At 37.9% G+C, this 13,831-nt stretch carries 12 protein-coding genes; 7 read left to right on the forward strand and 5 right to left on the reverse strand.

All coding sequences use genetic code 11. The features are described from left to right. The first annotated feature begins 534 nt into the window (after positions 1–534). The 7 genes from HMPREF9078_RS05725 (at position 535) to ftsZ (ending at position 8,199) form a co-directional block, all read left to right on the forward strand. Positions 535–1,545 carry a beta-ketoacyl-ACP synthase III gene (locus tag HMPREF9078_RS05725; protein WP_002672722.1) on the forward strand — a complete coding sequence of 337 codons (1,011 nt, stop codon included), beginning with the start codon at positions 535–537 and terminating at the stop codon, positions 1,543–1,545. Positions 1,546–1,577: 32 nt separating this feature from the next. Next, positions 1,578–2,081: an acetyl-CoA carboxylase biotin carboxyl carrier protein gene (gene accB / locus HMPREF9078_RS05730; RefSeq protein ID WP_002672720.1), complete on the forward strand. Its 504-nt coding sequence runs from the start codon at positions 1,578–1,580 to the stop codon at positions 2,079–2,081. 11 nt (positions 2,082–2,092) lie between these two features. Continuing rightward, positions 2,093–3,445 (forward strand): acetyl-CoA carboxylase biotin carboxylase subunit, encoded by a 1,353-nt coding sequence (accC, locus tag HMPREF9078_RS05735; RefSeq protein ID WP_009419788.1) that lies wholly within the window; start codon positions 2,093–2,095, stop codon positions 3,443–3,445. Positions 3,446–3,524: 79 nt separating this feature from the next. Next, on the forward strand, positions 3,525–3,968 hold the full coding sequence (locus tag HMPREF9078_RS05740) for a DUF6790 family protein (protein ID WP_009419789.1): 444 nt from the start codon (positions 3,525–3,527) through the stop codon (positions 3,966–3,968). Between the two features lie 2 nt (positions 3,969–3,970). Next, entirely contained in the window at positions 3,971–4,708 is a 738-nt protein-coding gene (kdsB, locus tag HMPREF9078_RS05745; RefSeq protein WP_009419790.1) for a 3-deoxy-manno-octulosonate cytidylyltransferase, read from the forward strand. Between the two features lie 251 nt (positions 4,709–4,959). Then, complete coding sequence (ftsA, locus tag HMPREF9078_RS05750; protein WP_009419791.1) at positions 4,960–6,387, forward strand: cell division protein FtsA; 1,428 nt, start codon at positions 4,960–4,962, stop codon at positions 6,385–6,387. 30 nt (positions 6,388–6,417) lie between these two features. Further along, positions 6,418–8,199: a cell division protein FtsZ gene (gene ftsZ, locus HMPREF9078_RS05755; protein ID WP_009419792.1), complete on the forward strand. Its 1,782-nt coding sequence runs from the start codon at positions 6,418–6,420 to the stop codon at positions 8,197–8,199. 101 nt (positions 8,200–8,300) lie between these two features. Here the strand turns inward: ftsZ and HMPREF9078_RS05760 are convergent, their stop codons facing one another. The 5 genes from HMPREF9078_RS05760 to HMPREF9078_RS05780 are packed head-to-tail and all read right to left on the reverse strand — an operon-like array spanning position 8,301 to position 13,554. Next, positions 8,301–9,584: a dihydrolipoamide acetyltransferase family protein gene (locus HMPREF9078_RS05760; RefSeq protein WP_009419793.1), complete on the reverse strand. Its 1,284-nt coding sequence runs from the start codon at positions 9,582–9,584 to the stop codon at positions 8,301–8,303. Between the two features lie 7 nt (positions 9,585–9,591). After that, positions 9,592–10,101 (reverse strand): DUF4252 domain-containing protein, encoded by a 510-nt coding sequence (locus HMPREF9078_RS05765; protein WP_002672710.1) that lies wholly within the window; start codon positions 10,099–10,101, stop codon positions 9,592–9,594. 15 nt (positions 10,102–10,116) lie between these two features. Beyond that, positions 10,117–10,341, reverse strand: coding sequence for a hypothetical protein (locus HMPREF9078_RS05770; RefSeq protein ID WP_009419794.1), 225 nt, complete (start codon positions 10,339–10,341; stop codon positions 10,117–10,119). 17 nt (positions 10,342–10,358) lie between these two features. Further along, positions 10,359–10,646, reverse strand: coding sequence for a hypothetical protein (locus HMPREF9078_RS05775; protein WP_002672706.1), 288 nt, complete (start codon positions 10,644–10,646; stop codon positions 10,359–10,361). Between the two features lie 55 nt (positions 10,647–10,701). Further along, positions 10,702–13,554: a DEAD/DEAH box helicase gene (locus HMPREF9078_RS05780; RefSeq protein WP_009419795.1), complete on the reverse strand. Its 2,853-nt coding sequence runs from the start codon at positions 13,552–13,554 to the stop codon at positions 10,702–10,704. Positions 13,555–13,831: the final 277 nt, after the last annotated feature.

A 13,831-nucleotide genomic window follows, 5' to 3' on the forward strand; every position in this document is an offset into this window, starting at 1 on the left:
AACAAAAGACGGTGCGAGCCACACGGGCAGATGAGGGAAAGACGAATAAAAGACGGTGCGAGCCGCACGGGCAGATGAGGAAAAGACGAATAAAAGACGGTGCGATTCGCACGGGCAGATGAGAAAAAGACGAAGGAAGAGCGTTGCTAAAGCGAAGGTAAGTTGAAGTTGAGGTAAAGATAAAAAGATGGTTATTGAAGGTTTTCAACTTTGATAGAGTTTCAAACTTCTGCAAAGTTTATACATAAACGAATGATGAATAAATGAAATTGAGTAGCAGGGTGGAAAAAGGGTGTTTTATAATAGTTTAAAAGTTCATTTTATTAGGGTTTTATTTATTTGTAAAAATTTTGCATCATTAAAAATAAGCTTTTAAAAGGATATTCAGTAAAAAAACTCTTTGCATATTGGTGCTAAATCAAAAATATTATGTACTTTTGCCCCAAATTTACATAGTGGGCTTTGTGAAAAAACTACTTATTGGAGTTAATAATCACTATGTGAGTTATATAAAAATTAATTTAGAGAATTACGATGGAGAAAATAACCGCTGCCATTACGGCTATCGGAGGCTATGTACCTGAAGATGTTCTAACCAATGAAATGTTAGAAAAAATGGTAGATACTAACGATGAGTGGATTTACACCCGTACAGGTATCAAAGAAAGACGCATACTTAAAGACCCTAATAAAGGTTCATCATTTTTAGGAATTGAAGCCGCTAAAGACCTTATTCGCAAAACAGGTCTCGACCCCAAAGAAATAGACTTAGTTATTTTGGCTACGGCTACCCCTGATATGCCTGTAGCCCTTACAGGTCCTTATGTAGCGTCGCAAATAGGTGCTGTGAATGCTTTTTCATTCGATTTGCAAGCTGCGTGTTCGAGCTTCCTATTTGGGGTTTCGGTAGCTGCTAAATACATAGAATCAGGGCGTTATAAAAAAGTACTCTTGGTGGGGGCAGATAAGATGTCGTCTATCATAGACTATACCGATAGAGCTACTTGCATTATTTTCGGCGATGGGGGAGGGGCTGCACTCTTTGAACCTAACTACGAAGGTTTAGGTGTACAGGACGAACTCTTAAGAAGTGATGGTATAGGACGTAACTATTTGTACATCAAAGCAGGAGGTTCTCTCTGTCCGACTACGGCTGAAACAGTGGCTAACAAAGACCATTTTGTATTCCAAGACGGTAAAACGGTGTTTAAATATGCGGTTACAGGAATGGCTGACATAGCAGAGGAGCTTATTAAACGCAACGGTTTGACCTCAAACGAAGTGCAATGGCTTACGCCTCACCAAGCTAATAAACGCATTATTGATGCTACTGCCGAGCGTATGGGATTACCTGCTGAAAAAGTGATGCTCAACATTCACAAGTACGGTAATACAACTTCGGCAACCATCATCTTAGCTCTTAACGACTACGAAAACCAACTCAAAAAAGGAGACAATATAGTATTGGCAGCCTTTGGGGGAGGTTTCACTTGGGGAGCTATTTACTTAAAATGGGCATACGACGGAGCCCTTTATCACAAATAAGGAACAACCATTGAGAAAAATACAATACACGTATGGATTTAAGAGACATTCAAAATTTAATTAAGTTTGTTGCCAAGTCGGGGGCAAGCGAAGTGAAATTGGAAATGGAAGATGTAAAAATCACCATTAAAACGAACCCTGATGAAAGTGGCAAAGAGCAAGTGTTTGTACAACAATTGCCCGTAGCACAACAGCTACCGCAATTGCCTTTGCAACAGCAAGTGCCTGTACAACAACTTCCTACAGCTGAACCTGCTGACAGCAAACCAGCAACACCTGCCGATGACGATAGCAAATACATTACTATCAAATCGCCGATGATTGGTACTTTTTATCGTCGTCCTGGTCCAGACAAACCGCTATTTGTGGAAGTAGGTTCTACCATAGCCAAAGGTAGTGTGATTTGCATTATTGAGGCGATGAAACTCTTCAACGAAATAGAATCAGAAGTTTCTGGTAAGATAGTTAAAATATTGGTTGATGATTCTTCACCTGTAGAATTTGACCAGCCATTGTATTTAGTGGATCCTTCATAAACCAAACAATTATGTTTAAAAAAATATTGATAGCCAACCGTGGAGAAATTGCCTTACGCGTGATACGTACGTGTCGCGAAATGGGTATCAAATCGGTAGCCGTATATTCTACTGCCGATGCTGACAGCTTACACGTGCGCTTTGCCGATGAAGCTGTGTGTATAGGTCCTCCACCCAGCAAAGATTCATACTTAAAAATACCTAATATTATAGCCGCTGCCGAAATTACCAATGCCGATGCCATACACCCAGGCTACGGATTTCTTTCGGAAAATGCGAAATTCTCGAAGATTTGTGCAGAACACGGCATTAAGTTTATAGGCGCATCGCCTGAAATGATTGAAAAAATGGGTGATAAGGCATCAGCTAAAGCGACTATGAAAGCCGCAGGAGTGCCTACCGTACCAGGTTCTGACGGGCTCGTAGAATCGTTGGAGCACGCTAAAAAGATAGCTGCTGAAATAGGCTACCCTGTGATGCTGAAAGCTACTGCCGGTGGGGGAGGTCGCGGTATGCGCGATGTATGGAAAGAGGAAGACCTCGAGAAAGCCCTCAACAGTGCGATGCAGGAAGCAGGAGCTGCCTTTGGTAACGATGCGATGTATATGGAAAAGCTGATTGTAGACCCTCGTCACATTGAGATACAAATCGTAGGCGACCAATACGGCAAGGCTTGTCACCTTTCAGAACGCGATTGCTCGATACAGCGTCGCCACCAGAAACTTACCGAAGAAACGCCGTCGCCTTTTATGACGGACGACCTTCGCAAGCGTATGGGAGAAGCTGCAGTGAAAGCTGCTGAGTTTATTAAATATGAAGGGGCAGGAACGGTAGAGTTCTTGGTAGACAAAGACCGCAATTTCTACTTTATGGAGATGAATACTCGTATACAAGTAGAGCACCCTATCACTGAACAGGTGATAGACTACGACCTTATTCGTGAACAGATATTGGTAGCTGCCGGAGTGCCTATCTCAGGTAAGAACTACACACCTAAACTGCACGCCATAGAGTGTCGTATCAATGCGGAAGACCCTTATAACGACTTCCGTCCGTCGCCAGGTAAGATTACCACCTTGCACGCCCCAGGAGGTCACGGAGTGCGCCTCGATACTCACGTGTACAGTGGTTATGTAATTCCGCCTAACTACGACTCGATGATTGCGAAACTCATCACTACAGCGCAAACCCGTGAGGAAGCAATTGCCAAGATGAAACGCGCCTTAGACGAGTTTGTAGTAGAAGGAGTGAAAACCACGATTCCGTTCCACTTGCAACTAATGGATGACCCCGATTACTTAGCAGGCAATTACACTACTAAGTTTATGGAGGATTTCCAGATGAAACCCCAAGTGGCAGAATAATGAAGTAGAAATGATTATATAAAGAAAGGGACTGTCTAACTCAAGAGAAAGATAGTCTCTTTTGTATAGTTACAATATTATGATATATCTTGTTGCGTATCTTATTTGTTGGTTGCTGGCTGTTGTGCTGTATACTTTTTCATTCGATGAAAGCTTTGTATATACCGCATTATACACTCATTTGGTTTATGGAGTAGGCTTTTTTGGGTTGTTTAACTTTGTAGGGCACTCGGTACTCAGTGAGAAAGTAGCTAAAACCATAGGATGGGTATCTAATGGTTTTCAAAAAGAATTGGGGTTTGTGTCGTTGGGGATAGGCATTTGTGGTATATTGTGCCATTGGTTTCGCGACGGATTCTGGTTGGCAACCGCTATTCCGTTTAGTGTATTCTTGATAGGAGCAGCCTTGTTGCACATTGCTGAGATGAAGCGAAAACACAATTTCAATAAAGGAAATGTGTGGATTATCCTTCCTGATTTGCTAATGCCCTTAACGTTATTAATATTGTTTATACTGAATTAGAGATGAAACTCATAGCAATGATACCTGCCCGCTACGGGGCGACCCGCTTTCCTGCAAAGCTGATGCAAGACCTTTGTGGCAAGCCTGTAATTGTACATACTTATGAACGTGTAGCTGATACCCGCTTGTTTGACGAAGTGTATGTGGTAACTGATGACGACCGTATAGAAAAGGCGATACGAGAGGTAGGAGGCAAAGTAATTCGCAGTAAAAAAGAACACAATAGTGGCAGTGACCGTTTGGCAGAAGCTTCAAGAGATTTAGACGTAGATATTATTGTAAATGTACAAGGAGATGAGCCTTTTACCGATAAAGAGAACTTACAAAAAGTAATTGATATTTTTGTTAAAGACCTTACTAAAAGCATAGCGGTAGCAAGCCTAATGGAGCGTATTACCGACCCAGATGATATTGCAAACCCGAATAATGTGAAAGTAGTAGTGAACAAATTTGGAGAGGCACTCTATTTTTCGAGGAATGTCATTCCTTTTCCTCGCGACCCTAACACCAAGGTATCTTATTACAAACACATAGGTATTTACGCCTATCGTAAAGAAGCGTTACAACAGTTCACCGAGTTACCTCCTTCCTTATTAGAAGAAACGGAAAAATTAGAACAACTTCGTTATTTAGAAAATGGGTTTAAAATACGTTTAGCGCTAACCGATATTCCTACCATAGGGATTGATACCCCCGAAGATTTGGAGAGGGCACGTAAGCGATTGATTACACAAAAGTGATAAAAACAGAGAGAAAAAGACTAAAATTGAGGGGAATAAAGCAGAAATTTAGCAAATTATTAACATTGATTATCAGATGTTTATAAAAATGTTGATAACTTATTAATAAAAAAATGCTGTAAAGTTTCTTTTTTTCTATATCTTTGCTACGTCTAAAGAAGTGTAAAGACACGAATAGAGCGACCTAATTAATAACGAATTAAACAAAAAATTATCGGCTATACATCTAGATATAGTTGTTTAAGTGAAAAATGAAATATAACAAGTATTACGTAGGGTTAGATATCGGGACTACCAAGATTGTAACTATGGTAGGGGCAAAGAACGAATACGGGAAGATTCAGATTTTAGGTTATGGGCAATCTAAAAGTGAAGGCATCAATAAAGGGGTAGTAACTAACATTGCTAAAACTACTCAATCTATTATGGATGCTATTCAAGATGCCAAAGAAAAGACAGGCTTAGAAATTGAGAACGTAGAAGCAGGTATCGCAGGACAAAATATCATAAGTCGTTCACATAGCGATTATATTACCCGTACAGACCCTGAACAACTTATAGACTTTGACGATTTGGAACGCTTGAAAGAACAGGTGTTCTCTATAGCACTTTCACCAGGACAAAAGATAATTCACGCACTCCCTCAGGACTATAAAGTAGATAATGTGGGAGATATTAAAGAACCTATCGGTATGATGGGGACGCGTTTAGATGCTACTTTTCACTTAGTTATCGGGCAAGTAAGCGCTATCAAAGGGATTACTCGTTGTGTGGAAATGGCACATCTAAAGCCCATAGGTCTTACTTTGGAACCTATTGCTTCTGCTAAAGCTGTATTAAGTGAAGAGGAGAAAGATGCAGGAGTGGTGTTAGTGGATATAGGAGGTGGTACCACCGATGTAGCTATCTTTAAAGATGGTATTATCCGCCATACAGCCGTAGTGCCTTTAGGAGGTAATATTATTACTGATGATATAAAAGAAGGTTGTGGAATACTCACCCGTCAAGCCGAGATGCTGAAAGTAGAATTTGGGTCGGCTTGGCCAGGAGAGAACCGAGATAATGAGATAGTATCTATTCCTGGTATTAAAGGGAAGGAACCTAAAGAAATAACACTTAAAAACCTTTCTAAAATTATTCACGCAAGAGTAAGTGAGATTATCAATTTAGTGTTTAACGTGATTAAAAATTACGGTCACGAAGAAACTAAAAAGAAACTGTTTGCCGGAGTAGTACTCACAGGAGGTGGAAGCCAACTGAAGCATATTGTTCAGTTAGTAGAATATATTACGGGAATGGATGCCCGCATAGGTTATCCTAATGAGCACTTAGCAGGTAACTCTGACCCTAAACTTACTTCGCCTATTTACTCTACGGCTATAGGTCTTGTAATGAGCGCTATTGAAAATGAAGCAGAAGAGCAATTTAAAAAACGCTTCCAGGAAGTAAAAGCTCAAGAAACAATAGAGAACGGAAAGGGAGCGGTAGTGGAGCCTTTATCAACAGATTTGCAGGATTCATCACTTGAAAAACAACCTATCACAATAGTAGATTCACCAAAAATAAATGTTTTTCAAGATAAAGATGAAGATGATGAATTAGAGATACATAAAACTAGTAGAGGCTGGGGGAGTAAATTAAATGAAAAACTAAAGGACTTCTTAGATAGTGAAGATTAAGTAGAAACAAATAATTATGATTTTTTTGATATGAATTCGGACATTCAATTTGATTTGCCAAAGAATATTAGTAACTATATCAAAGTTATTGGCGTAGGAGGCGGAGGGTGCAACGCCGTGAATTTCATGCACAACGAAGGTATAAAAGGGGTAGATTATGTAGTCTGTAATACAGATGCACAAGCTTTGGAAAACAGCCCTATCCCTAATAAAATTCAATTAGGAGTTACCCTTACTGAAGGATTAGGAGCAGGAGCCAATCCTGATATTGGTGAAAAAGCGGCTCTTGAAAGTATTGAGGATATCCAACGTACTTTGGAAGGGAATACCCAAATGGTGTTTATCACAGCTGGTATGGGTGGTGGAACAGGAACAGGAGCAGTGCCCGTAATAGCTAAGCAAGCTAAGGATATGGGTATTCTTACCGTTGCTATTGTAACTACTCCATTTAATTATGAAGGCTTAAAGCGCAGTCGACAAGCACAAGCAGGTATAAAGAAACTACGTGAATGTGTAGATTCTCTTATTGTTATCAATAATAATAAAATCAACGAAATATACGGTGATTTGAGTATTAAAGAGAGTTATGGAAAGGCGAATGAGATATTATTAAAAGGAGCTAAAGGTATGGCTGAGGTAATCAGTAAGCATTACCTTGTAAATATCGACTTACGCGATGCTCGTACCGTACTTGAAAACGGGGGTACGGCTATTATGGGCTCAGCCTCAGCTGAAGGTGATAATAGAGCTTATGAAGCCGTAGCAGCTGCTTTAAACTCTCCTTTACTAAATGATAATAAGATAGCAGGTGCTAAAAATGCTCTTCTTTTGATTACTTATGGTAAAAAAGAAGCTACTCAGCGTGAAGTTACTGAAATAAGTAGTTTTATTCAAGAGCAAGCAGGTGATAATATGGCTGACCTTATCTATGGGATAGGTGAAGATGAATCATTAGGAGAAGCTATTTCTGTGATAGTTATTGCCACAGGCTTTGATGCTGACCAGCAACAAGAAATAGTGAACGCTGAAACCAAAAAAGTAATCCATATTCTTGAGGAAAACCAAACAGCTACTCGTGATTTAACAGAACCTAAAGGAACTGTGGTTAATGCTATAAATAGCAGTTATCCTATTTCCTCAATCTCTGATATAAAGAAAGAGTCTTCGCTATCAGATTTATTTAATATTTGGGTAGATTGTGAAATAGTTACTGCTGTAAATGATGACTTTGTGATAGTAGATAAGTCTATTCCTAAAAAGAATAGTTTTCAGACTATTGAAAAAAAAGCTGAAGTGCAAACCCAGCAATCAACATCAGTAAAACACGAAGAGCCCCAAAAAGAAGCTCCAATTATTCACCAATTGAGTGAGGATATTCATAAAGAAGCTCCTCAAGTAGAACGCCGGAAGAATCCTCCTGTTGTAAATCAAGAGGGAGAAATTCGTTATACTTTAGAAGACTATACAGAGCTTGAAAGAACTTTTATAGAAGCAAAGCCAACCTCTTTTACAGAAGATAAAAACTCAAACGAGTTTATTCTTTATAAGAAAGAAGAGGATTCTAAGTCCAAAACTTCTCCTTCTTCAGGTCAATTAGATATGTTTGCAGAAGAAGAGGATATAGAGTCTTCTTTGAACCCTATTGACAGTAGAATCTCTGATGTAATGAAACGCTCTCGTTCCAATCGTTTGCAAGATTATAACTACAAGTTTGGAAGTAATAATCAATCACGTATCTCTATGGGGAAAGATAGCGCAGGAGAGATGCAAATAAGAAAAAACAATTCTTATTTACACGACAATGTAGATTAGTTTTATAGGACTCATCTATGAGAAAAACCATATTCTAATAAAAACGGGAAGTTTAATTAAAACTTCCCGTTTTTCTATATAATCACATTATTGAAATTATTTTATAGTACTCTATTCATATTCCACTCTTCAAGATATTTAGCTACACGCTGTACAAACATTCCTCCTAAGGCTCCATTTACAACACGATGGTCATAACTGTGAGAAAGCATTAGTTTATAACGAATCCCTATTGTGTCTCCTTCTGGAGTTTCAATTACAGCAGGAACTTTTTGGATAGCTCCTATTGCTAAGATACCTACTTGTGGCTGATTAATAATAGGAGTGCCAAACAAAGTGCCAAATGAACCTATATTGGTTACTGTATATGTACCATCTTTCACTTCGTCGGGCTTGAGTGCATTAGCACGAGCTCTATTAGCAAGGTCATTTACTACTTTTGCCATACCTCTTAAACTGAGTTCATCAGCGTTTTTTATAACGGGAACAATTAGGTTACCGTCTGATAGCGCAGTAGCCATACCTATATTAATATTTCTCTTCTTGATAATGCTATCTCCTTCTACTGAGACATTCATCATAGGAAAATCAACAAGTGCTTTGGCAACAACTTCCATAAAGATAGGTGTAAAAGTGAATTTTTCACCTTCGCGCTCTTCAAATGCTTTTTTTACTTTATTGCGCCATTTCCATATACGGGTTACATCTACCTCAATAAAACTTTGTACGTGTGCTGAAGTAAGTTTGCTTTTTAGCATATGCTCTGCAATGAGTTTACCCATACGGCTCATCTCAATTCGTTCTTCACTGTGTTTGGTATAAACTCTCTTATCGGCAGGAGTAGTATCAAAAGTAGCTGAAGGCTTTGCATTTACTTGTGTCCTATGCGATAGATACTCAAGAATATCACTCTTGGTTACACGGTTATTTAACCCTGTTCCTTTGATGTTGTCTAACTCACTTAAACTGATACCTTCTTTCTTAGCGATATTCTTTACCAAGGGTGAATAGAAACGCTCTGTTTTGCTGAAGTCTATTTGTGGCTCAGCTGAGGTACTTTGTTGTATGTTAGCAATGTCCTTTTCTAAACTTGCAACCGATTGTTGTACAACATCAAGCGTCTCTCCAGAAGTGCTAATCTCTTCTTGTGTCTCAATAACAGCTATTACTTCACCTACTTTCACAACGTCATTCACTTGAAACTTGATTTCAGCCAATATACCCGACACATCAGTAGGTACTTCAGTATCTACTTTATCTGTGGATACTTCCACAATACTTTCTTCGGCTTCTACAGGATCGCCTACTTTTTTCAACCAGTTGGTAACAACAGCCTCTGTTACACTTTCTCCTAATGAAGGGAAAATTAATTCATATCTTGCCATTTTCCTGCTACTTTATTTCTTTAACCTCTTGTGGGAGGTTCATATTTTTGGTTAATACGCTTATTTTATTAAGGTCTATATCGCCTGTGAGCGATAATACTATAGTTTGTTTTGAAGTCTCGGTCGGTTCTACAAGCATTAGCAGTTCCGATACGTGGGTAGCATCTTTCCCTTCTTTGGTGTAGAATTTCACATTTTGAGCTTTGTCTTTTACTCGCATTAATTCTGATAGCCCTGCTGTTTTAAGGTACTGTTGTGCTTCTGTTTTCATTAGCCCAGCAGCTGTTTTACTCTCAGTCGTGAAAATCTTCATTCCTTTGAGCTTATTAGCAACTTCCATAAACTCTTTGGCTTCCGCATCTTTACTGTCAATTTTTGATAGCATCTGAAACATCTTCTGCGATACTACCACAGTGCTAATATCTTTGTTGGTTTCTAACTTTTCAAAGGCTGTTTGTCCGTTAACAGCTATGGTCACCCAAAAAGCAGATAGCATTAATATTTTCTTTATTTTCATAATAACAATATGTTGTTAATGTTCCTTAACGATTTTGTTTTTAGTTTCTTCATATTCTTTGAGGTATTGCACTTTCTCAGCGCCTTTATTATATTCCTCTGAGAGTATTAAAAGCCCTTTTCTTATTACTTGGTAGTTGTACTCTGCTTCTTTGTATTCGCGTTGCTGTTTCACCCAATAAAAAGAGCCTAATCCTATCGCCACCGCTATGAGTACACAAATTGCAATAGTTTTTTTCATATTTTCTTGTAACTTTGTTAATGTCTTCTGAATATTGATAAATCAAAGTCAAGGAAGTAAAGAGTTATCAATATTAATACTAATAACACTATCCAAAAAGTTTTGTTTACCCCTGCGTTTTTTCGGTTGCGACTCTCACTGCGGATAGAACGCCATTCTTCCGTGAAGTGGTTCGTCACAGTTTCGCGGTCTTTGCGAATGCGTGAGCCCATCTCAAAAGGGTTACCTTCTTCCTTCCCTTCGTAATAACGAGGAGTATAGTTAAAGCGCTTGTTCTTTGGTAATTTAAATAATCTAATCTTCATAATGATGCAAAGGTAAAAAATAATTGATAATTAACAATAAAATATTGCACAAAAATTATTCCAATAAGCTATCAATTTGTTCCATTACTTCCTTAATGATGTGATTTTCATCGATAATGTTTTCGGAAAGTTCTGTTTTACTTTTCTGTAATTTAATGATTTTCTCCTCAATGGTATCCTTGCTCACAAAGCGTATTACGTTCACTTTATTCTGTTGCCCTATACGGTGAGCCCTCCCAATAGCTTGCTTTTCAGAAAACGGATTCCACCACGGGTCTAATAACAAAACATAAGATGCCTGCGTGAGATTTAATCCTACCTCACCTGCTTTAAGTGAAATGAAAAAGAACGATATACTAGGATTGTTCTGAAACATCTCTACTTGGTTCTTGCGCTCAAACGAAGGTGTTTCGCCTGTTAGTTTAGCATATTTTATCCTTTTTTTGTTACACCATTCTTCATAAAGTGCTAAATGACTCACAAAACTGCTAAAAATAAGTGCTTTTCGAGATGATTGTAGCAATTCCTCCATATAATTTATCACTTCTTCGTACTTTCCTGATGCAATTTTACTCTCTTTGTCTACTAATTTAGGGTGTAAGCTTATTTTTCTAAGCCTCATTAGCATATTTAAGGTATTAAATTCAGAGATTGGCTCATTAATTTGTAAAAGCTGGTTACGCACTTTCGATTTTTCTGTTTCATACCATTTGTGTTGGGCTTCACTCATAGGACAGTAGATAATTTGCTCTTCCATTTCTGGCAAATCGTCAAGCACTTGCTCCTTTGTCCGCCTTAGTAAAAACGGACTGATAATAGTCTTTAACTCCTCTAAGGCTTGTGTGTTTTTCTTTTTGCTGATTTCCACTTCATAGTTCTTGTAAAACGAAGCATAACTTTTCAGTATATTCGGATTGATAAATTGCATCTGCGACCATAAGTCACTGAGTGAGTTCTCAATAGGTGTCCCACTCAGCGCAATGCGATGAGTCGCTTTTAAGGTATGTATCGCTTTGAATGTCTTTGAGTTCTTGTTTTTAATACGCTGGCTTTCATCTAAAATGATATACCTAAATTCGTACTTTTGGAAGAGTTCCACATCGCGTTCTACTATCGGATAACTGGTAAAAACCACATCGTAATTGCCTAAGCGCTTGGCTTTTACTTTTCGGTCAGTCCCCACGTATTGTGTGCATTTAAAATGTGGGGCAAACCTTTTAGTCTCGTCATACCAATTAAAAATAAGCGATGAAGGCAGAATAACCAATACTTTTAGAGCCTCTTTACTCTTTTCTATTCCTGAAAAAAGGTCGGCAGTTTCAATCGCTTTTTCGGGTAAAGCATCGTGTATAGCCACCAATAAGGCAATGGTTTGTAGTGTTTTCCCAAGTCCCATATCATCAGCAAGGCACGCCCCCACACCATTGTAATAGTGTTGTAAAAGCCACTCCACACCCTCTATTTGATACGGACGTAAGGTAGCTTGTAGGTTAGGCGAGGGGGTATAACTCACTTTTTCTACTAAGTTCTGAGGTTTTATCTCGGGTACAGCTTCCAAGAGTGCATAGTTACTCTTGCTAATTTGCAGTTTCTCCTGCCTAATTTGTGCATATTTGGCAATACTACCAAACTTACTAAACCATTCTTGAGGAATAATGAAGGCTTTTCCATCAGGAAGTAAGTAAATAGGGTTATTTTCTTTTAAATTCTTGATTAAATCTTTAAAATGAAAGCTATTTTCTCCTTGTTTTACTCTTATATTGAGGTCAAACCAATCGTTTTCGGTACTTGTTTCTGCAAAAATGAGCTCAGGCAGATGTTCACTGATCTGTTTTCCACCTTCTATGCTAAAAGTATGAAAGCCCAAACCTGCTTCTTCCAAATCTTTTTTGCAGTGCAGCAGATGAAAATACGAAGCAAAGGGGTCTTTACTTTCAACTGAAAAAGTACCTCCGTCGTTCACAAAACCTAACTGTTCCAAAAGGCGATACTTTCTTGTTTCTTCTTCTTTATTTCGTTGGTAATTATATATTTTTATATCGTTATTGGGGCTTATTTCTAAGTTCGACTGATTGTTTTTCGCTTGATTACTGTCAAAAGTATAACCATTGTAATCAAAGTGTATGTATATTTTGTAATGATTGGCAAAGAAATCGTATAAAATATCCAATTCACTACCTTTTAATTCATTCTGAGTAATAATTTTAAAGCCTTTTGCTTCTACCTGTGCATTTCTAAGTACTTTTTTAAGGAATTTCTCGAAGTATTCAGGGAAAGTTTTTTCGGGAATAAAGGTACTTTCTTTATTCAAAAAAGGTTTAAGGTGCGAAGCTTTAATATGTGCTACTCGCACTACTTGCCCTTTGAGTACAATCCAAGCGTATGAGTTGTTCAGCAGTTCGATATGGCTTTCACAAGGCAATAATTTTTCATCGTCTTTCTGTAACAACAACCGATAACTAATACCCCCTTCAATTTTTGTAAATTCCAATAGAGGTTCAATTATATTCGTGCTTATGGGTAGTATTTTCTTACTGATATCGTCTTTGTGATTGTGGTTAGTAGTGATAAACAAACTATTTTCTGCAATAATAGAAAGTAATTCAGCTGTTTTTTCTTCTATTTGTTGCTGAATATGCTTTTTTATTTGGGCATTTTTGTATATTTCCTCAAAACTATTCCCTTTTTTGATGTATTTTTGATGTAGAATATTAGGTTGTAGACTATTTACGATACTTAAAGCCTTTTTTTCACTTTCTGATAGTTCAAAGTTAGTCAAACTATGTAATACTTCTGTGGTAGCTTTCTTGTAAAACGAGGCGTATCCGTTTTGTTTTTCGGCTAAATAAGCATTAGGCAAAGCTAGTTCTATGGTAGGGTGAAAGCTAAAATCAAAAAATAAAAACATAACTCAATAATGTAACTGCTGTAAGGTTTTGTATTCAGCGGACAAAGGTACAGTATTTTTACAGGAATAAAAAAACTAAGTAACCTCTTTTTATCAACATCGATAGGAAAAAACCTTTATTGAATAACACTTTGCAAGATATTTGTCCTCACTTTGCGAAAATTTCAAACTTTGGTAAAGTTAAAACTTGATATATTATATCTTCACCTTACTTTTATTTTATCACCATTTGTTCTTCGTTCATTGTTCGTCATTTGTTTATCTGCCCGTGCGGCTC

Source organism: Capnocytophaga sp. oral taxon 380 str. F0488, assembly GCF_000318255.2.
In the GTDB taxonomy this organism is placed as follows: domain Bacteria; phylum Bacteroidota; class Bacteroidia; order Flavobacteriales; family Flavobacteriaceae; genus Capnocytophaga; species Capnocytophaga ochracea.

What these genes read in the sequence shown, in the direction of transcription:
- HMPREF9078_RS05725 (WP_002672722.1), top strand. Translation starts at nt 535, where the DNA reads ATGGAGAAAATAACCGCTGCCATTACGGCTATCGGAGGCTATGTACCT.
- accB (WP_002672720.1), top strand. Translation starts at nt 1,578, where the DNA reads ATGGATTTAAGAGACATTCAAAATTTAATTAAGTTTGTTGCCAAGTCG.
- accC (WP_009419788.1), top strand. Translation starts at nt 2,093, where the DNA reads ATGTTTAAAAAAATATTGATAGCCAACCGTGGAGAAATTGCCTTACGC.
- HMPREF9078_RS05740 (WP_009419789.1), top strand. Translation starts at nt 3,525, where the DNA reads ATGATATATCTTGTTGCGTATCTTATTTGTTGGTTGCTGGCTGTTGTG.
- kdsB (WP_009419790.1), top strand. Translation starts at nt 3,971, where the DNA reads ATGAAACTCATAGCAATGATACCTGCCCGCTACGGGGCGACCCGCTTT.
- ftsA (WP_009419791.1), top strand. Translation starts at nt 4,960, where the DNA reads ATGAAATATAACAAGTATTACGTAGGGTTAGATATCGGGACTACCAAG.
- ftsZ (WP_009419792.1), top strand. Translation starts at nt 6,418, where the DNA reads ATGAATTCGGACATTCAATTTGATTTGCCAAAGAATATTAGTAACTAT.
- HMPREF9078_RS05760 (WP_009419793.1), bottom strand. Translation starts at nt 9,584, where the DNA reads ATGGCAAGATATGAATTAATTTTCCCTTCATTAGGAGAAAGTGTAACA.
- HMPREF9078_RS05765 (WP_002672710.1), bottom strand. Translation starts at nt 10,101, where the DNA reads ATGAAAATAAAGAAAATATTAATGCTATCTGCTTTTTGGGTGACCATA.
- HMPREF9078_RS05770 (WP_009419794.1), bottom strand. Translation starts at nt 10,341, where the DNA reads ATGAAAAAAACTATTGCAATTTGTGTACTCATAGCGGTGGCGATAGGA.
- HMPREF9078_RS05775 (WP_002672706.1), bottom strand. Translation starts at nt 10,646, where the DNA reads ATGAAGATTAGATTATTTAAATTACCAAAGAACAAGCGCTTTAACTAT.
- HMPREF9078_RS05780 (WP_009419795.1), bottom strand. Translation starts at nt 13,554, where the DNA reads ATGTTTTTATTTTTTGATTTTAGCTTTCACCCTACCATAGAACTAGCT.